Here is a 21,617-nt window from a genome sequence, read left to right on the forward strand (position 1 = left end):
AGGGTCAGCGCGGTGTGTCAGTCATATTGCATCGCGAACAAGTTCGCTCCTACGGGGGCCGCGTCGGCCCAACTGGTAGGGTTCATCACTTCGGATACAACGGCGGCAGGCTGTTGTCGCCGCTGGTGTCCTGCGGGCGTTCGATGGCGGGCAGCGCTTTGACCGCGCGCCAGAGGTCTTCTCCCAGCCAGAGTTTTTCGGTTTCGCTGTACAGCACGCCGTTGAGGCCATCCAGTGCATCGGACAGCGGCACAAATCGAGCGGCCATGTCGGCCAGGGTTTCCGGTTGCTGGCGCGCCCAGGCATCGAGTGCCTGCCGGGTCGCGTGGGGATCGTTGGCCAGACTGGCGCGCTTGAGATCATCCAGCACCGAGCGCGGGCTGGGACCTGCCTGCGCCACTCGGGCCAGGGCCGGTTGCCAGCGCGCACGCCACCACAGCCCGAAGCCCAGCAATGTAGTGAAACTCAGCAGCACCGTCGCCAATTGCCACGGCCATACCGGCGGGCCCATGACAATCAAGCCGCCGTTGTCGCTGACCGGGGTGTCCACTTCCAGCGCCGGATTGCTGCTGACCTGCAAGGTGCGCGCGGGCAACGAGGTGTGTTCCAGATGATCTTCATGGGTGTTCCACCACACCAGGTCCACAGCAGGTACATCGATAGCGCCAGAGCGAGTGGGAACCAGCGCTTCACGCTCCTCGCGGGTGCCGATCAGGCCGCGCTCGCTGGCCAGGTTCGCCAATTTCGGCTGATCAGGGTAACGGCGCAGCGCGCTGACTTCAGTGGCGGGCAGCGGGGGCAGCTGCGCGCTGGACAGCCCTTCGACTTTCAGCGTCAGCGTTCGCGTGAGTGAGTCGCCGACCTGGGTTTTTCCGGGTTCCGGGCTCCAGCTTTCGCTCAGGTTGATGCCACGTGCAGGCAGCCACGGTGTGTTGGGCGGGTAGTTGGCGGGCTGGGCCTTGACCTGCAGCGACATCGGCGCTGACGTCACCCGCAACACCTTGCCCGGCTTGGGGCCGAACGGATTGATATCGTTGTTTTGTCCCGGCTGGGTATTCGGCGCGGGCGGGTCCTGAACCAGCGTGGCGCTGAACACTTGCGGCGGGATCACCAGTTCGCCGCTTTGCTGGGGGTAGAGTGCATAGCGCATCTCGATCACGCCGTGGCGAACGTTATTGATCAGCTTTTCATAGGTCCGGGTTTCGCCCAGTTTCTCGATCCGCGCCTCGGGCACTTGCAGCGGGCTCAGGTTGCTGTCGTCGAACAGCGAAACCGAATGGTAGATCCGCAACGTCAGGACAGCCTGGGCCTGGACGTAGACCGCGTCCTGATCGAGTGTGATTTCAATGAACACTGGCGCGAGCTTTTCTTCCTGTGGACTGGCGGGTGGGGCAACGTCCACGACTTGCAACGTGATCGGCTGGCTTTTCATTTCGCCCAGTTGCAGTTCGGGGATGACCACCGAACCACTGCGCCTGGGCATCAGGGTGATGAGCCAGCGAGTCGTTGCCTGGGTGGTGCCGTCCAGCGTGGTCGAGCGGTTGACCTGACGCGTGCCCTGTACGTCGAAATCTGTACTGAGCACGCTGATGTCCGGCTTGCCGAACAGCGTCGGGTCGTTGGATTCCAGTGTCAGCTCGACGGTTTCCCCGGTGTTCAGACGCGTGCGGTCCGTGCTTGCGAGCAACGCAGGCGCCGTCGCAGCCTGGGTCGACAACGCGACCAGGCACAGCAGCCAACCGATGACCAAGCGGGTTACACGACTCATGGGGTCTTTTCCTGATGCTGCTGTTGTTCATACCAGAATTTGCGCCGCAGCAGCTCACCCGGTTCGTCCGGGATCTGCCGCAGCCATTGCTCGAGTGCCTGCTGTTGCTCGCCGCTGAGGGCACTGTCGGCAGGTTTCATCGGCGGGCGAGTGGTCTCGTCTTCATCCAGTGGCGAGCCGGGCGCTTCGTTGCCGCCGGACACTTGCTGCTGACTGCCGGGGCTGTTCTCCTCCCCGGCCTGGGGCGGCGTCTGTTGATTGTTGTGTTCATCGACGGCGCCGCTGCGTGGATTGTCGCCGTCATCGTCGCCTTCAGTCTTGTCCTTGCCGGTGTCTTCGACCGGCGGCTGCTGGTTCTGCTCAAGGAGTTTTTGTACCAGCGCGCGGTTGGCCGTGGCTGCCGGGAACTCGGGTTGACGGTCCAGCGCCTGATCGTACGCGTCCAGCGCGGCTTCCAGTTCGCCACTTTTGGCCAAGGCATTGGCGCGGTTGTAGTGGTCGGTGGCGCTGTTGCCCTGAGCAAAGCGCTGGGCGGCGCCCGCGTAATCGCCCGCCTCATACAGCGCGATGCCTTGCCATTGCGGGTCTTCGAAACGCCGCGCAGCCTGAACCGGGCGGTGCCGCTCGAGCAGGCGTTGACCTTGTTGATCAGGGCGCAGCCAAAGGTCCTTGAAGTCGAACGCATAGCTGTTTTGCGGAATCATGAACAGCAACGGAAGGCACAACACCCAACCCCGGCGCCCGGCACAGGCCGCCAGCAGCAACAATGGCAGCAGCAGCCAGTAACCCTGATCAGCCCAGGTGTCGAGTTGAACAATCTGCCCATCGCTGCGGATGTTTTTCGGGCTGTCCAGCAAGCCCAGGTCGCGCAGGTCCTGATCATCCATACGCAGCGAACTGTAGCGACCGTCGAACTGCTCGGCGAAATCCTTGAGGCTGGCGCTGTCCAGGCGCGGCAGCAGAATGGCGCCTTGAGCGTCCTTGAGGAAACCGCCTTTGTCTTGCGCCACGGGTGCGCCTTCAGCAGTGCCTACGCCCATGATCAGCAACGGTTGCGGGTGGCCGCTCATGGCCAGACGAATACCCTGGCGTTCCTGCTCGGTGAGCGATGAGCCAATCAGCAACAGACGGCCTTGGCCCAGCGCGCCTTGCTTGAGCAAGTCCAGGGCTTTTTTCACGGCCAGATCCGCGCGTTGACCGCTCTCGGGCATGATCGACGGCTTGATCGCGTCCAGCAGGTTTTTGCTGGTCGCCAGATCGTCCGACAGCGGCACCAGCGTATGGGCGCTGCCGGCGTAAACGATGATCGCGGTTTGCGAATCGCTACGCGCCTGCAGCAAGTCCATCAGCTTGCGCCGGGCCTGCTCCAGTCGTGTCGGCGGGCTGTCAGTGGCGAGCATTTCCGGGGTCAGTTCCAGCATCACCACCAGCGGGTCCACCGGTTTCTGGCTGGTCTGTTCCACCCTCTGCCAGCCGGGACCGAGTAGTGCCAGCAGGCCCAAGGCCCAACCGAAACCCATGGCAATCCACGGCAGTTTGCTTTCGCGCCCGCTGCCGCCGTTGAGCAGGACCGAATGAAAGGCAACAGGCAAGATCATCTGCCAGCGCCCGATGCGTTTTTGCCGATTCCACAGACGCCACAGCAACCAGCAGAGCAACGGCAGGATCAGCAACCACCAGGGGCGAAACCAGTGCGGCCAGAGCGCGATCATCGACGCCTCCCCAGCCGCTTGAAACGTTGACGCCATGGCTGGCCGGCGTTGAGGGCGGGTTGGCGTGCCAGAAACCGATAGAACGGGTTGTTGGGCCAACGCTCATGAATCACCAGCAACACGCTCCACAGCAGCGCAGCGCCCAGCGGCCAGTGATAGAGCTCGAGGGCGGGGCGGGCTTGCGTGGGTTGCTGCTTGGCCGGTTCCAGCTGGTCGAGGATGTCGCCAATCTTTTCCAGCTGGGCACCGTCGCGGGCGCGGAAGTACTGCCCGCCGGTGATGTCGGCCAATTCTTTGAGCGACAGTTCGTCCAGATCCAGACTCGGATTCAGGCCGAGCACACTGGCCACGCCCTTATCCGGGTCAGCCCCGATGCCGATCGGGTAGATTTTCACGCCTTCCTGGGCGGCCAGTCGCGCCGCCGTGGCAGGATCGATCTGCCCGCCGTTGTTGGCGCCATCGGTGATCAATATCAGCACGCGGCTTTGCGCCGGACGCAGCCGCAGGCGCTTGAGGGCCAGGCCGATGGCGTCGCCGATGGCGGTGTTCTTCCCGGCGATGCCGATGCGTGCTTCGTCCAGCCAGACCCGGACCGTGTGCCGGTCAAAGGTCAGCGGCGCTTGCAGGTAGGCCTGACTGCCGAACAGGATCAGCCCGATCCGGTCACCCTGACGCTGTTCAAGGAAATCGCCCATCAGCAGCTTGACCAGCGCAAGGCGGCTGACCTCATCGTTTTTCCAGATCATGTCCGGATAATCCATGGAGCCGGAGACGTCCACGGCCACCAGCAAATCTCGCCCGCTGGCGGCAATCGGTAAAGGATCGCCCAGCCATTGCGGGCGTGCGGCCGCCATTAACAGCAACAACCATAGGCAGACGAAAGGCAACTGCCGACGCCAGCCCGGCAGATTGGCGCGTGCACGGCGCCCGGCCATGCCTTCGAGTTCGTTGAGAAAACTGACTTTCAGCGCCGCTTCGCCACTGTCTGCTGGCGGCAGCACAAAGCGCATGATCCACGGCAGCGGCAGGGCCAGAAAGACCCACGGCCAGGCGAATTCAAACATGCTTGCGAATCCAGGTGTCGACCGACTGCGTCAGGCCGTTGATGGCCTTGTCGTCAAGTTTGCACTCCGGCTTGTAGGCGCCTTCGACAAGAATCATCCAGCGCGTCAGCCCCGCCGCAGGGCAGCGGTTGTCCAGAAACGCCAGCCATTTGCGGCCGTTCAAGGTGTGGCTCTGGCTGTAGGGGTAATGATTGCGGCAAAGGCGTTTGAGTAAACCGTTGATTTGCTGCAGCCAGGCTCCGGCGGGCGCGCCGTCGTAGGGTTTTGGCATGCGCGCCAGTTCTTCCAGCGCGGCCTGGCGCAGTGGGTCCAGGGGTTGCTCGCCGTTGGCACGGGGAGCTTTGCGCGGCAGCAGATGCCGGCCGCGCCAGGCGCCATAGGCCAATGCCGGGATCAGAATCAGCAGCAGCCACCAACCGGGCGCGGGCGGCCAGATGCCCACGGCTTCGGGAGCGATCAGGGGATGCAACTGATCCAGCGGGTTCATTTCTGTTTTACCGGATGCTGCGCGTTGAGGTACTCGCGCAGCTGCTCGACCATTTCACGCTGTGTGCTCAGTGGCATCAGCAACACCCGCAGTTTTTGCGCCAGCCGCTCCCAGCGTGCAAGGCGTGCTTCGCCTTGGGCGCGGTAGGTCTGGCGCAGGTCCGGGTTGAGCGTATCGAGCTCCAGCTGCGCACCGCGCTCGGCAAAACGCAGCAGGCCGGCAGCGGGCAGGGCGTGATCCAGCGGGTCGGATATCGGCAGCAGCAGCAGGTCGCAATGCTTGGACAGCAACGACAGTTGTTGCTCGGCCGAGTCAGACAACGCGCGCTCATCGCACAAAATGATCGCCAGACTGCCCGGGCGGAGCACCTCGCGTGCACGCCGCAGGGCAATGCCGAAGGTGTCGCGGTCGGCCACGGCTTCGGTGTGCAGCGACTGGTTGACCCGCACCAGCCGGTTGAGCAGCTGCAACAGGCTCTGTTTGCTGCGACGCGGTTTGATTTCGTAGTGTTCGTTATCGCCGAACACCAGACCGCCGACCCGGTCGTTATGCGCAAGCGCAGCCCAGCCCACCAGCGCCGCAGCCTGGGCGGCCATCACCGATTTGAACATCAGCCCAGAGCCGAAAAACAGTCGGCGGCTTTGCTCGACCATGATGAAGATCGGGCGCTCGCGTTCTTCGTGAAACAGTTTGGTGTGCGGTTCCTGGGTACGCGCCGTGACGCGCCAGTCGATGGTGCGCACGTCATCGCCCGCCTGATAGACGCGCACCTGATCGAAATCCACGCCACGGCCGCGCAGCTTGGAGTGGTGCAAGCCAATCAGAGGGCTGCGACGGCTAGGGGTGGAAAACAGCTGAACTTCCCGCACGCGATGACGCATTTCGATCAGCTCGGCGAGGCTGACGCGAATACCCGGTTGGGAAATCAGATAGGGCTGCATGGATCAGGCGACGGCCACGACATCGAGTACGCGTTGAATCACTTTGTCCTGATCGACGCCCGCCGCTTCCGCTTCGAACGACAGGATGACCCGGTGACGCAGGACATCGAACAGCACTGCCTGAATGTCTTCGGGGCTGACAAAGTCGCGACCCGCCAGCCAGGCGTGGGCCCGGGCGCAGCGATCAAGGGAGATCGAGCCGCGCGGGCTGGCGCCGTAGGCGATCCATTCGGCCAGTTCAGGATCGAACTTGGCGGGCGTGCGCGTCGCCATCACCAGTTGCACGAGGTATTCCTCGACGGCGTCGGCCATGTACAGATTAAGGATTTCCTTACGCGCGGCAAAAATCGCCTGCTGGCTCACTCGGCGTTCGGGTTTGGTTTCGCCATTGAGCGCTTCGCCTCGTGCCTGGGCGAGAATCTTGCGTTCCACCGATGCGTCGGGGAAACCAATCTTGACGTGCATCAGAAAACGGTCGAGCTGCGCTTCAGGCAGGGGATAGGTGCCTTCCTGCTCGATGGGGTTTTGTGTCGCCATCACCAGAAACAGAGGCGACAGATCGTAGGTGCTGCGTCCGACGCTCACTTGACGCTCGGCCATGGCTTCGAGCAATGCCGATTGCACTTTGGCCGGGGCGCGGTTGATTTCGTCTGCCAGCACCAGATTGTGGAAGATCGGCCCCTGTTGGAAGACGAAGCTGCCGGTTTCCGGGCGATAGATCTCGGTGCCGGTGATGTCGGCGGGTAACAGATCGGGGGTGAATTGAATGCGATGAAATTGTGCTTCGATGCCTTCGGCCAGCTCTTTGATCGCCTTGGTCTTGGCCAGACCCGGGGCGCCTTCGACCAGCATGTGACCATCGGCGAGCAGGGCGATCAGCAGCCGTTCAACCAGTTTCTCCTGCCCGAGAATCTGAGTTGAGAGAAAGGTTCGCAGCGCGATCAACGCTTCACGATGTTCCATCGATGACGGTTCCTGGCAGAGTTCGCAGCAGCGCCAAAACGGCACCGAAGCTGGGGGCGTTACTTTAATCCATCCGGGGGCTGGCGACTAACGGCGAAGGGGGTTTTTGCGGGAATTTCAGGGAATGCCTACGTAAAACTGTGAAATGGTCTGTAGGAGCCAACTTGTTGGCGAGCGCGGCTTCGGGGTGTGCCAGATGTTTCGGCTCGCGAACAAGTTCGCTCCTACAGAGGGGGCGCGGGGGTTACCCGACTTCACTCACAAACGTGCCGACGCCCTGCAGGATGATGCGCAGGGTGCTGGCCAGTTCGGCCAATTCGTTCGCTGGGGTGCTGTGGGCAATCTCGAAAGAGGTTTCACCGCCAAACGGCCCGGCGTCAGCTGCATCTATCTCCAGCAGCAGTCGGTCGGCGCCGAAGGTCACGATCAGCTTTGAATCCACATGAATGGTGTCGTCCCGCACCGTGATGTCCACTTCGTCTTCGTCCGGAAAGCGCGCCAGCATGAACAAATCGCCGTTCGCTCCATGGCAACACGCCAGCGCCATGTCATCTTCTTCCTCGTCGCAGGGGTTATAGATGAAGCTGTCGGTGGTCATGTGCATGGGACTATTCCTTGAGAGCGGGGGCTGAACGCGATTTTGCCAGTGTTCGCAGATTTTTGCCTGTGCGCCGAGCACGGACCTGTAGGAGCCAACTCGTTGGCGAAGGCAGGCGCCTTGGTGTGTCAGGCCCAACGCAGTTCTGTAGGAGCCAACTTGTTGGCGAAGGGGATTGCGCCGGTGTGTCAGGCAGAACGCTTCGCGAACAAGTTCGCTCCTACAGGTGAGGGGGTGCATCGCCACGCCAGCCTGTTTTGCAACATTCGGTAGCAAGCCGATGTCCGAATATGTCGCAGCACCGCAAGCAGCTTCAAGGCTGCTGTCGTTAAGCTGCGCAGCAGATGAACCGGTGTAGAGTCGAGCCTGCCTGGGCGACGCTCTACCGAGGAACATTTGGGTCAACAAGATGTGACGACGCACACACGACAAGCGTTAGTACTTGAGCAAAGCGATACGCTCTGCTCGCTGTCACGTTTTGCTGACTATCATCGAACAGGCGCAAACGCGACACTCGACCCGGCACCACGCATCTCTCCTAAGACCGTATAAAAAGCCCAAGCGGAGTACCAAAGATGGCGTTCTTCACCGCAGCCAGCAAGTCCGACTTTCAGCACCAACTGCAAGCGGCACTGGCCCAGCACATCAACGAGCAGGCACTGCCACAAGTGGCGCTGTTCGCTGAGCAATTCTTCGGCATCATTTCCCTGGACGAACTGACCCAGCGTCGGCTCTCCGATCTGGCAGGTTGCACGCTCTCTGCCTGGCGCTTGCTTGAGCGCTTCGAACATTCCAGCCCGCAAGTGCGGGTCTACAACCCTGATTACGAGCGCCACGGCTGGCAGTCCACCCACACCGCCGTTGAAGTGCTGCACCACGATCTGCCCTTTTTGGTAGATTCGGTCCGCACCGAGCTCAACCGCCGCGGCTACAGCATCCACACCCTGCAAACCACCGTATTGAGTGTGCGCCGCGATACCAAAGGTCAGCTGGTCGAACTGCTGCCCAAGGGCACCACCGGCGAAGATGTCCTGCAAGAATCGCTGATGTACCTGGAAATCGACCGCTGCGCCAATGCGGCCGAGTTGAACGTACTGGCCCGCGAACTTGAGCAAGTGCTGGGCGAAGTGCGGGTAGCGGTGGAAGATTTCGAACCGATGAAAGCCAAGCTCAACGAGCTGCTGGCCGGTATCGACACCACCCAGTACAACGTCGATGCAGAAGAAAAAACCGAGATCAAAGCCTTTCTGGAGTGGCTGGAAAACAACCACTTCACCTTCCTCGGCTACGAAGAATTCCAGGTCAGCGGTGACGGAGACGGCGGTCAGCTGACCTACGATCCTGCCTCATTCCTTGGCCTGACCAAGCTGCTGCGTGCAGGGCTGACGGCTGAAGACCTGCAGATCGAAGGCTACGCGGTCAACTACCTCAACGAGCCGACGCTGTTGTCGTTCGCCAAAGCGGCGCACCCGAGTCGTGTACACCGTCCGGCCTACCCCGATTACGTGTCGATTCGTCAGATCGACGCCGATGGCAAAGTGATCAAAGAGTGCCGCTTCATGGGCCTGTACACCTCCTCGGTGTATGGCGAGAGCGTGCGAGAAATCCCGTACATCCGCCGCAAGGTGGCTGAAGTCGAGCGTCGTTCGGGCTTCCACCCCAAAGCACACTTGGGCAAAGAGCTGGCGCAGGTGGTTGAAGTCCTGCCTCGTGACGATCTGTTCCAGACCCCGGTCGACGAGCTGTTCAGCACCGTGATGTCGATCGTGCAGATCCAGGAGCGCAACAAGATCCGCGTGTTCCTGCGCAAAGACCCGTACGGCCGTTTCTGCTACTGCCTGGCTTACGTACCGCGCGACGTCTATTCCACCGAAGTGCGCCAGAAAATCCAGCAAGTGCTGATGGAGCGCCTCAAGGCCAGCGACTGCGAGTTCTGGACCTTCTTCTCTGAATCCGTGCTGGCGCGTGTGCAACTGATCCTGCGCGTGGACCCAAAAGTCACGCTGGACATCGATCCGCAGCAACTGGAAAACGAAGTCATCCAGGCGTGCCGGTCGTGGAAAGACGACTACGCCAGCCTGGTCGTGGAAAGCTTCGGCGAAGCCCACGGCACCAGCGTTTTGGCCGACTACCCGAAAGGCTTCCCGGCCGGTTATCGCGAGCGTTTTGCCGCGCATTCGGCTGTGGTCGACATGCAGCACCTGCTCAATCTGAGTGAAGCCAAGCCGCTGGTGATGAGTTTTTATCAGCCGCTGTCTGGCGACAAGGCGCAGTTGCATTGCAAGCTGTACCACGCTGATACGCCGCTGGCGCTGTCCGACGTGTTGCCGATTCTGGAAAACCTCGGCCTGCGGGTACTGGGTGAATTCCCGTACCGGCTGCGACACAAGAGTGGTCGCGAGTTCTGGATTCACGACTTCGCGTTCACGGCCGGCGAAGGTCTGAACCTCGACATCCAGCAACTCAACGACACGCTGCAGGACGCCTTCGTGCACATCGTGCGTGGCGATGCCGAGAACGACGCGTTCAACCGCTTGGTGCTGACGGCCGGCTTGCCGTGGCGTGACGTGGCGCTGCTGCGCGCTTATGCGCGTTACCTCAAGCAGATTCGTCTGGGCTTCGACCTCGGTTATATCGCCAGCACGCTGAACAATCACACTGACATCGCTCGAGAGCTGACGCGTCTGTTCAAGACCCGTTTCTACCTGGCGCGCAAGCTGACCAGTGAAGACCTCGAAGACAAGCAGCAGCGTCTGGAACAGGCGATTCTGACCGCACTTGATGACGTTCAGGTGCTTAATGAAGACCGCATCCTGCGTCGCTATCTCGACCTGATCAAGGCCACTCAGCGCACCAACTTCTACCAGACTGACGCCAACGGCCAGAACAAGAGCTACTTCAGCTTCAAGTTCAATCCGCGTCTGATCCCCGAACTGCCGAAACCGGTACCGAAGTTTGAAATCTTCGTCTACTCGCCGCGTGTCGAAGGCGTGCATCTGCGCTTCGGTAACGTCGCCCGTGGCGGTTTGCGCTGGTCCGACCGTGAAGAAGACTACCGCACCGAAGTGCTGGGTCTGGTCAAAGCCCAGCACGTGAAAAACTCGGTCATCGTGCCGGTGGGCGCGAAAGGTGGATTCCTGCCACGTCGCTTGCCGCTGGGTGGCAGCCGCGACGATATTCAGGCAGAAGGCATCGCCTGCTACCGCATCTTCATTTCCGGTTTGCTGGACATCACCGACAACCTGAAAGAAGGCGAACTGGTGCCGCCGGTCAACGTCGTGCGTCACGACGACGATGATCCGTACCTTGTTGTGGCGGCCGACAAAGGCACCGCGACCTTCTCCGACATCGCCAACGGCATTGCCATCGATTACGGCTTCTGGCTGGGGGACGCGTTTGCTTCGGGTGGTTCGGCGGGCTACGACCACAAGAAAATGGGCATCACCGCCAAGGGCGCTTGGGTCGGGGTGCAACGTCACTTCCGTGAGCGCGGCATCAACGTTCAACAGGACACCACCACCGTTATCGGCATCGGCGACATGGCGGGCGACGTATTCGGCAACGGCCTGTTGATGTCCGACAAACTGCAAATGGTCGCAGCGTTCAACCACTTGCACATCTTCATCGATCCTAATCCGGACCCGGCCACCAGTTTCGCCGAGCGTCGTCGCCTGTATGACCTGCCGCGTTCAGCCTGGACCGACTATGACACCAGCCTGATGTCCGAAGGCGGCGGTATCTTCCCGCGCAGCCTGAAAAGCATCAGCATCACGCCGCAGATGAAAGAACGTTTCGACATTCAGGCCGACAAGCTGACGCCGACCGAACTGATGCACGCGTTGCTCAAGGCGCCGGTTGATCTGCTGTGGAACGGCGGCATCGGCACCTACGTCAAAGCCACATCGGAAAGCCACGCGGATGTCGGCGACAAAGCCAACGACGCGCTGCGGGTCAACGGCAACCAGTTGCGCTGCAAAGTGGTGGGCGAGGGCGGTAACCTGGGCATGACCCAACTGGGCCGAGTGGAATTCGGTCTGCTGGGCGGCGCCACCAACACCGACTTCATCGACAACGCGGCCGGTGTGGACTGCTCCGACCACGAAGTGAACATCAAGATCCTGCTCAACGAAGTGGTGCAGGCCGGCGACATGACCGAGAAGCAGCGCAACCTGCTGCTCGAAAGCATGACCGACGAAGTGGGCAATCTGGTACTCGGCAACAACTACAAGCAGACCCAGGCGCTGTCGCTGGCCGCCCGTCGTGCCTACGAGCGGATTGCCGAATACCGCCGTCTGATGAGCGATCTGGAATCTCGCGGCAAGCTGGACCGCGCCATTGAGTTCCTGCCGCCAGAAGATCAGATCGCCGAGCGCGTGGCCGAGAAGAAGGGCCTGACTCGCGCCGAGCTGTCGGTACTGATTTCCTACAGCAAGATCGACCTCAACGAAGCGCTGCTCGAATCCCGCGTGCCGGACGATGATTACCTGGCTCGCGATATGGAGACCGCATTCCCGCCGTCATTGGGCGCGAAGTACTCGGAGTCCATGCGTCGTCACCGCTTGAAGCGCGAAATCGTCAGTACCCAGATCGCCAACGATCTGGTCAACCACATGGGCATCACCTTCGTGCAGCGGCTCAAAGAGTCGACCGGCATGAGTGCCGCCAACGTGGCCGGTGCCTACGTGATCGTGCGCGACATCTTCCACTTGCCGCACTGGTTCCGTCAGATCGAGGCGCTGGACTACAAGGTCCCTGCTGAAATCCAGCTGACCCTGATGGACGAGCTGATGCGTCTGGGCCGTCGCGCCACGCGCTGGTTTCTGCGCAGCCGTCGCAACGAACTGGACGCAGGCCGCGATGTGGCGCACTTCGGTCCGCACATTGCAGCGTTGGGTCTGAAGCTCGACGAGCTGCTGGAAGGTCCGACCCGTGAAGTCTGGCAGGCGCGCTACAAGGAGTACGTCGAAGCTGGCGTGCCTGAGTTGCTGGCACGGATGGTCGCGGGCACCAGCCATTTGTACACGCTGCTGCCGATCATCGAAGCCTCCGACGTCACCGGGCAGAATGCTGCGGACGTGGCGAAGGTGTACTTCGCGGTGGGCAGTTCGCTGGACGTGACGTGGTATCTGCAACAGATCAGTTCTTTACCGGTGGAAAACAACTGGCAGGCGTTGGCCCGCGAGGCTTTCCGCGACGATATCGACTGGCAGCAGCGGGCGATTACGGTGTCGGTGCTGCAAATGCCCAATGGTCCTGCGGATGTCGAGGAGCGCCTGGATGTCTGGCTGGAGCAGCATCTGCCGATGGTCGAGCGCTGGCGCGCGATGCTGGTTGAGTTGCGGGCGGCGAGCGGTAATGACTACGCGATGTATGCCGTGGCCAACCGTGAACTGCTTGATCTGGCCATGAGTGGGCAGACGGCTGTGGTTTGATGGTTTAGCTGAGCTGTTGTGTAAGAAGAGCCCTGCATCGAGAGATGTGGGGTTTTTTTATGAGTGTTCTTAGGGTGGACGCTAACTTGCAGGCCGCGTGATTCCTGTGGGAGCAATCGGAGTTACGACGGTCTGGGCCGCATCCGGACGATGCGGTGTGTTGGGTGTACCGGGATGGTGTGTATATCCGTTATCTGTGTGTGCTGTTGTTATGGTTGCGCCCTTACGGCGCGTCACTTTTGCCAAACGCCGCAAAAGTAACCAAAAGGTCTTGCTCCGGTGTCCGGCCCTCCTTCGTCGGGTTCCCTCGCTCCGGCATTGCTCCGCCGGAACGCGCCGAACGGGCATTCATGCCCTAGCGGCGCTCGCACGACATCCATGTCGTGCGCCCGGCTACGCAACGCCTGCACTCGGCCTTCCAAAGTCGCACTTTGTGGCGTCTGTGGAATCTCGGCACGACACAGGATGATCGCTCCCACGCTCCGCGTGGTAGCGCCTCTCATGACGCTCCGCGTCATTGGACGCGGAGCGTCCGGAGCTGCATTCCCACGCGGAGCGTGAGGAACGATCAGTGTTGCGTCGCGATCCCTGCCTTTGCCTTTGCCTTTGCCTTTGCCTTTGCCTTTGCCTTTGCCTTTGCCTTTGCCTTTGCCTTTGCCTTTGCTTTTGCCTTTGATCTCCATCCACGCCAGTCCAGACACCACAAAACGCGACTTGGGTGCAGGCCGAACGCAGGTGGCGCGTAGTGGGCAGCGCCGCATGGATGCCGCGCTAGCCGCCCCCGGCCATGGATGGCCGATGGCGGCGTGCCCACGGAGCGTCGCCGAAGTGAGGGAACCCGACGAAGTCGGGCCAAACCGGGAGGAAGACCTTTTGGTTACTTTTGGGGCCGTTTGCCAAAAGTGACCCGCCGTAAGGGCGGAACCGATATCAGCACCACCCAGATAACGGATATACACACGATCCCGGTACGCCAGACCCACCGTATCGTCCGGATGCGGCCCAGACCGTCGTAACCTCCGAATGCTCCTACAGGGTTGTGTAATCCGATCATAAAAAAACCCCGCCGAAGCGGGGTTCTTAAAACGCAGATTTCAGCGATTAAGCCTGAACAACCGGGATATTGGCGTTCGCTGCTGCTTCACGGAACTCAGCAATCTGGTCGAAAGACAGGTAGCGGTAAACATCGGCCGCCATGCTGTCGATCTTGCCAGCGTATTCCATGTACTCCTCGACGGTCGGCAAGCGACCCAGGATCGAGGCAACGGACGCCAACTCAGCCGAGGCCAGATAAACGTTCGCGCCGTCACCCAAACGGTTCGGGAAGTTACGCGTGGACGTCGACACCACCGTGGAGTTCGGTTCTACCCGAGCCTGGTTACCCATGCACAGCGAGCAGCCCGGCATTTCCATGCGCGCGCCAGCTTTGCCGTAGATGCCGTAGTAGCCTTCTTCGGTCAATTGATGAGCATCCATCTTGGTCGGCGGCGACAGCCACAGACGCGTTGGAAGCTGACCCTTGACCTGATCGAGCAACTTGCCCGCAGCACGGAAGTGACCGATGTTGGTCATGCACGAACCGATGAACACTTCGTCGATCTTCTCGCCAGCAACGCTGGACAGCAGACGGGCGTCGTCCGGATCGTTTGGCGCGCAGAGCACAGGCTCTTTGATGTCGGCCAGATCGATCTCGATGATTTCTTCGTACTCGGCGTCAGCGTCAGCAACCATGAGTTCCGGATTGGCAACCCAGGCTTCCATTGCTTGTGCACGACGCTCCAGCGTACGTGGATCGCCGTAACCCTGTTCGATCATCCAGCGCAGCAGAGTGATGTTCGAATTCAGGTATTCGGTGATCGACTCTTTGGACAGCTTGATGGTGCAACCTGCAGCGGAACGCTCGGCCGAGGCGTCGGACAGTTCGAATGCCTGTTCGATGCTCAGGTTATCCAGGCCTTCGATTTCCAGGATGCGGCCGGAGAAGGCGTTTTTCTTGCCCTTCTTCTCAACAGTCAGCAAGCCCTTCTGGATCGCGAAGTAAGGAATCGCGTGAACCAGGTCGCGCAGGGTGATGCCAGGTTGCATTTCGCCCTTGAAGCGAACCAGGATCGACTCCGGCATGTCCAGCGGCATGACGCCAGTGGCCGCGGCGAACGCTACCAGACCGGAACCGGCCGGGAACGAAATGCCCATCGGGAACCGGGTGTGCGAGTCGCCGCCGGTGCCGACGGTGTCAGGCAGCAGCATGCGGTTCAGCCAGCTGTGGATGATGCCATCGCCCGGACGCAGGGAAACGCCGCCGCGGGTCATGATGAAGTCAGGCAGCGTGTGGTGGGTCGTCACGTCGATCGGCTTTGGATAGGCCGCGGTGTGGCAGAACGACTGCATCACCAGATCGGTGGAGAAACCCAGGCACGCCAGGTCTTTCAATTCGTCACGGGTCATGGGACCGGTGGTGTCTTGAGAACCAACGGTGGTCATCTTCGGTTCGCAGTAGGTGCCGGGACGCACACCTTTGCCTTCCGGCAGACCGCAGGCTTTGCCGACCATTTTCTGCGCCAGGGTGAAGCCTTTGCCGGTATCGACAGGCGCTTCTGGCAGCTTGAACAGATCGGTTGGGCCCAGGCCCAGTTCAGCGCGCGCCTTGTCGGTCAGGCCGCGACCGATGATCAGCGGGATACGGCCGCCAGCGCGAACTTCGTCGAGCAGCACCGGGGTCTTGAGTTCGAAGGTGGTGATGACTTCTTCGCTGTCGTGCTTGCAGACTTTGCCAGCGTACGGGTAGACGTCGATCACGTCGCCCATGTTGATGTTGGTCACATCGAATTCGATTGGCAGAGCGCCGGCATCTTCCATGGTGTTGTAGAAGATGGGAGCGATCTTGCTGCCGAAGCAGAAGCCGCCAGCGCGTTTGTTCGGCACGTTGGGAACGTCGTCGCCGAAGAACCACAGCACCGAGTTGGTGGCCGATTTACGCGAAGAGCCGGTACCGACCACATCGCCTACGTAGGCGATCGGGAAGCCTTGGCCGCGCATTTCTTCGATTTGCTTCATCGGGCCGATGGAGCCCTGCACGTCAGGCACGATGCCTTCGCGTGCCATTTTCAGCATGGCCAGCGCGTGCAGCGGGATATCAGGGCGCGACCAGGCATCTGGAGCCGGCGACAGGTCGTCGGTATTGGTTTCGCCGGTGACTTTGAATACGCGCAGGCTGATTTTGTCAGCCAGGGTCGGACGCTTGCGGAACCACTCGCCATCGGCCCAGGACTGCAGCACGCCTTGAGCGATGGTGTTGCCATTTTTGGCTTTTTCAGCGACGTCGTGGAACGCATCGAACATCAGCAGGGTGTGCTTGAGTTGCTCGGCGGCAACCTGGCCCAACGCAGCGTCGTCCAGCAGATCGACCATGGTCACGATGTTGTAGCCGCCCTGCATGGTGCCGAGCAGTTCTACAGCGTGTTTGCGGTCCAGCAGAGGGGAGGTGACTTCGCCCTTGGCCAGAGCGGACAGGAAACCGGCTTTGACGTAGGCAGCTTCGTCAACGCCAGGTGGAACGCGATTGGTGATCAGATCAAGCAGGAACGCTTCTTCGCCAGCCGGTGGATTTTTCAGCAGCTCGACCAGGCCTGCAGTTTGTTCGGCGTTAAGCGGCTGGGGCACGATACCCAGAGCGGCACGCTCTTCGATGTGTTTACGGTAGGCTTCAAGCACAGTATTACCCTCATCAGTGGTCCCAAATGGGTGTCCGGGACGCTCATCCAGAAAAAGTCCGCATCGCTCTGTAAAACTTTTTGAGTTTTTGGGCAGGAAGCTGACGATTTCCAACGGAAGCTGTTTTCAAAGTTTTACGCCTGCGGATCGGTTTGGGAGGAGGGGACGCAGGCAAGCCTGCGTCTGAACCGACTGCGGGGTAGGCTTTCGTTAAAAAGCCCTGACTGTGCTCGTGACGCTTTGAAAACAGCTTCCAACGGACATTGGCGCCTTAAAAGGCCCGATGATTCTACGGCAAAAAAAATTTAAAGGTAAGTTAGCCCCTACATCTTCGGGGGTGTACCTCGTTAGACAAAGGGCTAACATGCCGGCTTGTTTCGTCCGCTGCCGTGTTTGTGTGCCATGTCCAATCAAACCATCAAGACCCCTTGCGTCGGCCTCTGCTCCACCGTTTACGGGGATCTGGTGTGCCGTGGCTGCAAGCGTTTCCACCATGAAGTCATCCATTGGAACGGCTACGATGAAGCCGCCAAGCGTGCGGTATGGTTGCGTCTGGAGCAGTTGCTGGTGCAGGTGATGACCGCCAAGCTTGAGGTGTTCGATAAGGACAAACTGCGCCAGCAACTGGAACAGCGCAAAATCCGCTTCGTGCCACATCAATCCGAATATTGCTGGGCTTACCAATTGATCGCCCGTGGCGCACGGGTGATCAATCAGCTGGAAGCGTACGGCATGGTGCTGATGCCGGAGTTTCGGGACTGGACGCTGCCGGAACTGCGCGACGCCATTGATCGGGAATTCTTCCTGTTGTCTGAAGCGCACTACGAACGCTACATCGCCCCGGGGTTTTTGCAGGATGCGATGGGCGAGCAAGCCCTGTAGGAGCGAATTCATTCGCGAGGGGCCTGAACCGTCGACGCATCTCCATTGCCTGCTTCACCGCCTCGCGAATGAATTCGCTCCTACAGGTTGTGCGCCCACTCCCGAGCCAAATGCGCTTTTACCTCCTCGCTTTTAATCACCAACACATCGCTTTCCAGTGAATCGAGCACCACTTCCGCGGTGTTGCCGATCAAAGCGCCAGAAATGCCGGTACGCCCAACGGTCCCGATAACCGTCAATACCGCCTGCAGATGATGGGCGGTGAACGGGATCAACACGTCAGCCGGCCCTTCGGCAATGTGCAGATGGGCATCATCAATGTCGAATTCAGCCTGAAACCTCAGGCACTGCTCGCGGTATTTGCTCTCCACATGATCAGGCATTTGATACACCGGGTCTGCGGCCGATAGCATCGGCGAGGGGTGCGCTGTGATCACATGCAACTCGCCGCCGGCCATCTCGGCGATCTCAAAGCCACGGCTGACAATCGTGTAGTGCAGTGCGGTGTGCTCGCCATCCGGATTGCCTACATCGACGGCTGCGAGTACCGCGCCGCCTTTCCATGAGCGGTCGGTCTTGACCATCAGCACCGGGCACGGGCAGTAGCGCAGCAGCTTCCAGTCGGCTGGCGTGAGCAGGGCTTTTTTCAGCGGGTTATCCGCAAAGTGCTGCTTGATCACCAGATCCGAACCTTCTTTTTGCTGCACCTTGATGATGGTCTGGTGGACGCTTTCATCCCAGGCCTGCTCGGCGGTCACGTTGAAGTCCTCGGCCTGCAGGTTGTGTTTGAGCGAGGTCAGCAGCGCCGAATGGTCTTGTCGTTTATCGCAGATCAGTAAATGCAGGTCGGCGATGAGGGAATTGGCAATCAGGCAAGCACGGCGCATGGCCAGACTGTCTACCTTGTCCGTTTCGGCAGTGGGTTCGATCACCACCAGGATCCGCTTGATCGACGACATGATCATTCCTCCAGAACGCTTTGCCTTGCTGAGTCAAGCCATCTTGGCCCTAAGATCCTACGTTCATTAACTATAGATGCCTGCCGTCAATCGGGGCGTTGATCTGCATCAGTGCTTTTCTTGCCGTCAACACTGGTCCTGTGCCGCAGCCCTCGTATAATGCCGGGCCCTGCCTACCCAGCCATTGTGAACTCATGCAGATCTATCCAGACGTCGACGCTTTCCTGCTTTGCCCCACTCCTGACAGCTGGGTGCAGGCGGCTTTGCGCAACCTGGATATCCTGTTGATCGACCACGCCAACAATGAGAAGAAGGCGGCCGGGGCGGCGTTTCAGTTTATGTTTCAGTACAACGACAAGTTCGATCTGCTGAGCAAAATGTCGCGTCTGGCCCGTGAAGAGCTGCGTCACTTCGAACAAGTGATCGGCATCATCAAGAAACGAAACATCCCCATGGCCAACATCAGTTCGGCGCGTTACGCCGGTTCGTTGCGCAAGCTGGTGCGTACCCACAATCCTTATCGCCTGACCGACGCGCTGGTGGTCGGCGCCATCGTTGAGGCCCGTTCGTGCGAGCGTTTCGCCGCGCTGGTGCCGCATCTGGACGAGGATCTGGCCAAGTTCTACGCCAGCCTGCTCAAGTCCGAGGCCCGGCATTTTCAGGACTACCTCAAGCTGGCGTACACCTACGGCGACGAAGCCGATGTCAACGCCAAGATCGAAGAAATCCGCCTCGCCGAGCGCGAACTGATCGAAAGCCCGGACGTGGACTTTCGGTTTCATAGCGGTGTGCCGATCACCGTCTGACTCGAGCCAGGCTTCTGCCGAAGGCGTAGGAGTCCGGCTTGCCGACGATGGGCTGCGAAGCAGCCCCAAATAATTTAATTTTTGAAGATCAAGTCACCGCTTCGTCTTGTTTGCTGCCGGTTTCCGTCAGATCGCCTGCAAGCAAGGCTCCTACCGCCTTCGGCCAGAATCAAAAGCCATTCCCCGTCGCCCGTAAATTTTTACAAGGTCTCGAAATTACGCTCGTCCGAAAATCCAAATGTTAAATAATGTTTCATTGAAGAGTTAGCTGCCTAGGCAGTAATATCTCACCAACTCACTGCCTAGGCAGATACTTGGTGACTTATGCCGCACTTCACGCCTGAAACTTTTCATTCCAGCTTGCTCGGCATGTTGCTTGGCCGTACCGAACAGCTCAAAAACCGCATTCTTGACACCCATCTCGCCCCCTACGGCGTCACTGCTCCGCAGTTCAAAGTGCTGGTCATGGTGGCTCAGTTTGGCGCCGATACGCCGGCCGATTTGTGCCGCATGCTGTCCCTCGACAGCGGTTCCATGACGCGGATGCTGGACCGTCTTGAACAGAAGGATCTGATTGCCCGGACGCGTTCCGAAGCCGATCGGCGCCAAGTGCGACTGGTGTTGACTCAGGACGGCCAACAGCTGTCGGACCTGCTGCCCCAGATCGGCGCCAAAGCCATGAACGAAATGGTGGGCGTGCTGGAAAGCGAAGAGTTGGCGGTGCTGGAAAAGATCCTCACCAAGATTCTGGTGGCCTCCGCAGATCCTATTACTCTGGCGCGGATCGCAGCAAAATGAACACATCTCGCAAACAGGGCTCAGCGTTGCGCACCTCATTAAGTCTGGTGCTGGTTGCCATGATCATGGCCGGATGCGCCAACTCCAAGGGCCTGAATACCGAAGGCGTCACGCTGGATGCCAAAAGCCTGCACGCCGAAAACAATTTGCAGGGTATCGCCTTGTCTCCCGCTGCCTGGCCGGCCCGTGACTGGTGGAAATCCCTGGGCGATTCACAGCTCAACGGCTTGATCACCGAAGCCCTGCGCGACAGCCCGGATATGCAAGTAGCCGCCGCCCGCACTCATCAAGCCAACGCTCAAGCCTACGCGGCCAACGCCGAGCGCATGCCCACCGTTGATGCCGATGCCGGGATCACTCGCTCGCGTCTTGATCGCGAGCAGGATCCGACCGGGCAGGGCGGCCGCTACGGCACGGTGCGCACCCTGTCGGGAGTGTTCAATTACAACTTCGATCTGTGGGGCGGCCAACGTGCAGCCTGGGAAGCGGCACTGGGTCAGGCCCGCGCTTCGCAGATCGATCAGCAAGCCGCGCAATTGACCGTCGCCGCCGATGTCGCCCGCGCTTACAGCGATTTGGGCCAGGCTTACATCGTGCGCGATTTGGCGGCCGAAGACCTCAAACGCACCTCGCAAATGCTCGAACTGGGGCGTCGCCGCCTGACGTCCGGGATCGACAGCGAATATCAATACCAGCAAACCGAAAGCCTGGCCGCAGGCTCGCAAGAGTCTTTGGTCGACGCTGAAAAACGCCTGCGTTCGGCGAAGATCCAGCTGGCGGTGCTGATGGGCAAAGGCCCTGATCGGGGAGATGAACTGAGCCGGCCCAACGTTCTGAAACCAGCGGTGGTCGCGTTACCGTCTTCACTGCCGGCAGAACTGCTGGGCCGCCGCCCTGATCTGGTCGCCGCGCGTTGGCGGGTAGAAGCAGCGAGCAAAGACATCGTTGCCAGCAAAACCAACTTCTACCCCAACCTCAACTTGAGCGCCTCGGCGGGCGTGGAGTCGTTGTTGGGTGACGCGATGTTTGGCTCTGCCAGCCGCTTCTTTAATGTCGGGCCAACGATATCGCTTCCGCTTTTCGATGGCGGTCGCCGCCGTGCCGACCTTGATGCGCGGGACGCCGATTACGACCTTGCCGTGGCCCAGTACAACAAAAGTCTGGTGCGGGCCTTAGGTGATGTCAGCGACAACATTGGTCAGCTGCGCTCGATCAGCGCTCAGATCGACGCGCGCCAGCACGCCACCGACGTCATCAAGCAGTCCTATGGCACCGGCGTGCAGCGCTACGCCTCGGGCATCGGCAATTACGTCGATGTGCTGACCATCGAACAACAACTTCTGCAATCGCAACGTCAATTGGCGGATCTCAACGCCGAACGCATCGATCTGTCGATCCAGTTGATGCAGGCACTGGGGGGAGGTTTTGCGCCAAGCGCTCCCGGCGAACACACCGCCCCGACTGCCCAGTCCACTGCGTCGCTGACCCAATAAGGT

General features: G+C 60.3%; 14 protein-coding genes. 5 read left to right on the plus strand and 9 right to left on the minus strand.

The window, feature by feature from the left end:
• Window positions 1-85 precede the first annotated feature (85 nt).
• The 7 genes from ACWKWM_RS15355 to ACWKWM_RS15385 form a co-directional block, all read right to left on the minus strand.
• Complete coding sequence (locus ACWKWM_RS15355; RefSeq protein ID WP_483846956.1) at window positions 86-1,768, minus strand: BatD family protein; 1,683 nt, start codon at window positions 1,766-1,768, stop codon at window positions 86-88.
• Entirely contained in the window at window positions 1,765-3,480 is a 1,716-nt protein-coding gene (locus ACWKWM_RS15360; protein WP_483846957.1) for a vWA domain-containing protein, read from the minus strand. The genes ACWKWM_RS15355 and ACWKWM_RS15360 overlap by 4 nt, the downstream gene beginning before the upstream one ends.
• Complete coding sequence (locus tag ACWKWM_RS15365) at window positions 3,477-4,544, minus strand: vWA domain-containing protein (protein WP_483846958.1); 1,068 nt, start codon at window positions 4,542-4,544, stop codon at window positions 3,477-3,479. Before ACWKWM_RS15365 ends, ACWKWM_RS15360 begins: the two co-directional genes overlap by 4 nt.
• Window positions 4,537-5,031 carry a DUF4381 domain-containing protein gene (locus ACWKWM_RS15370; protein WP_483846959.1) on the minus strand — a complete coding sequence of 165 codons (495 nt, stop codon included), beginning with the start codon at window positions 5,029-5,031 and terminating at the stop codon, window positions 4,537-4,539. Before ACWKWM_RS15370 ends, ACWKWM_RS15365 begins: the two co-directional genes overlap by 8 nt.
• Complete coding sequence (locus tag ACWKWM_RS15375; protein ID WP_483836167.1) at window positions 5,028-5,972, minus strand: DUF58 domain-containing protein; 945 nt, start codon at window positions 5,970-5,972, stop codon at window positions 5,028-5,030. The genes ACWKWM_RS15370 and ACWKWM_RS15375 overlap by 4 nt, the downstream gene beginning before the upstream one ends.
• 3 nt (window positions 5,973-5,975) lie before the next feature.
• Window positions 5,976-6,935 (minus strand): AAA family ATPase, encoded by a 960-nt coding sequence (locus ACWKWM_RS15380; RefSeq protein WP_483836166.1) that lies wholly within the window; start codon window positions 6,933-6,935, stop codon window positions 5,976-5,978.
• 244 nt (window positions 6,936-7,179) lie between these two features.
• Window positions 7,180-7,539 carry a hypothetical protein gene (locus ACWKWM_RS15385; RefSeq protein ID WP_483846960.1) on the minus strand — a complete coding sequence of 120 codons (360 nt, stop codon included), beginning with the start codon at window positions 7,537-7,539 and terminating at the stop codon, window positions 7,180-7,182.
• Between the two features lie 569 nt (window positions 7,540-8,108).
• On the opposite strand from ACWKWM_RS15385, the gene ACWKWM_RS15390 reads away from it, so the two are divergent.
• Window positions 8,109-12,965, plus strand: coding sequence for an NAD-glutamate dehydrogenase (locus ACWKWM_RS15390; protein ID WP_483846961.1), 4,857 nt, complete (start codon window positions 8,109-8,111; stop codon window positions 12,963-12,965).
• A gap of 1,101 nt (window positions 12,966-14,066) precedes the next feature.
• Here the strand turns inward: ACWKWM_RS15390 and acnB are convergent.
• Complete coding sequence (gene acnB, locus ACWKWM_RS15395; RefSeq protein WP_483846962.1) at window positions 14,067-16,676, minus strand: bifunctional aconitate hydratase 2/2-methylisocitrate dehydratase; 2,610 nt, start codon at window positions 16,674-16,676, stop codon at window positions 14,067-14,069.
• A gap of 402 nt (window positions 16,677-17,078) precedes the next feature.
• On the opposite strand from acnB, the gene ACWKWM_RS15400 reads away from it, so the two are divergent.
• On the plus strand, window positions 17,079-17,558 hold the full coding sequence (locus tag ACWKWM_RS15400; protein ID WP_483836162.1) for a DUF1289 domain-containing protein: 480 nt from the start codon (window positions 17,079-17,081) through the stop codon (window positions 17,556-17,558).
• Window positions 17,559-17,638: 80 nt separating this feature from the next.
• On the opposite strand, the gene ACWKWM_RS15405 is transcribed toward ACWKWM_RS15400, so the two are convergent.
• Complete coding sequence (locus ACWKWM_RS15405) at window positions 17,639-18,517, minus strand: universal stress protein (protein ID WP_483846963.1); 879 nt, start codon at window positions 18,515-18,517, stop codon at window positions 17,639-17,641.
• Between the two features lie 194 nt (window positions 18,518-18,711).
• On the opposite strand from ACWKWM_RS15405, the gene ACWKWM_RS15410 reads away from it, so the two are divergent.
• The 3 genes from ACWKWM_RS15410 to ACWKWM_RS15420 all read left to right on the plus strand — a co-directional run bounded on the left by ACWKWM_RS15410 (window position 18,712) and on the right by ACWKWM_RS15420 (window position 21,614).
• Window positions 18,712-19,323 carry a MiaE family protein gene (locus ACWKWM_RS15410; protein ID WP_483846964.1) on the plus strand — a complete coding sequence of 204 codons (612 nt, stop codon included), beginning with the start codon at window positions 18,712-18,714 and terminating at the stop codon, window positions 19,321-19,323.
• Window positions 19,324-19,647: 324 nt separating this feature from the next.
• Window positions 19,648-20,121, plus strand: coding sequence for a MarR family winged helix-turn-helix transcriptional regulator (locus tag ACWKWM_RS15415; protein WP_483846965.1), 474 nt, complete (start codon window positions 19,648-19,650; stop codon window positions 20,119-20,121).
• Window positions 20,118-21,614, plus strand: coding sequence for an efflux transporter outer membrane subunit (locus ACWKWM_RS15420; RefSeq protein ID WP_483846966.1), 1,497 nt, complete (start codon window positions 20,118-20,120; stop codon window positions 21,612-21,614). Before ACWKWM_RS15415 ends, ACWKWM_RS15420 begins: the two co-directional genes overlap by 4 nt.
• Window positions 21,615-21,617 lie beyond the last annotated feature (3 nt).

It is taken from the genome of Pseudomonas rosaeacicularis (assembly GCF_057128745.1).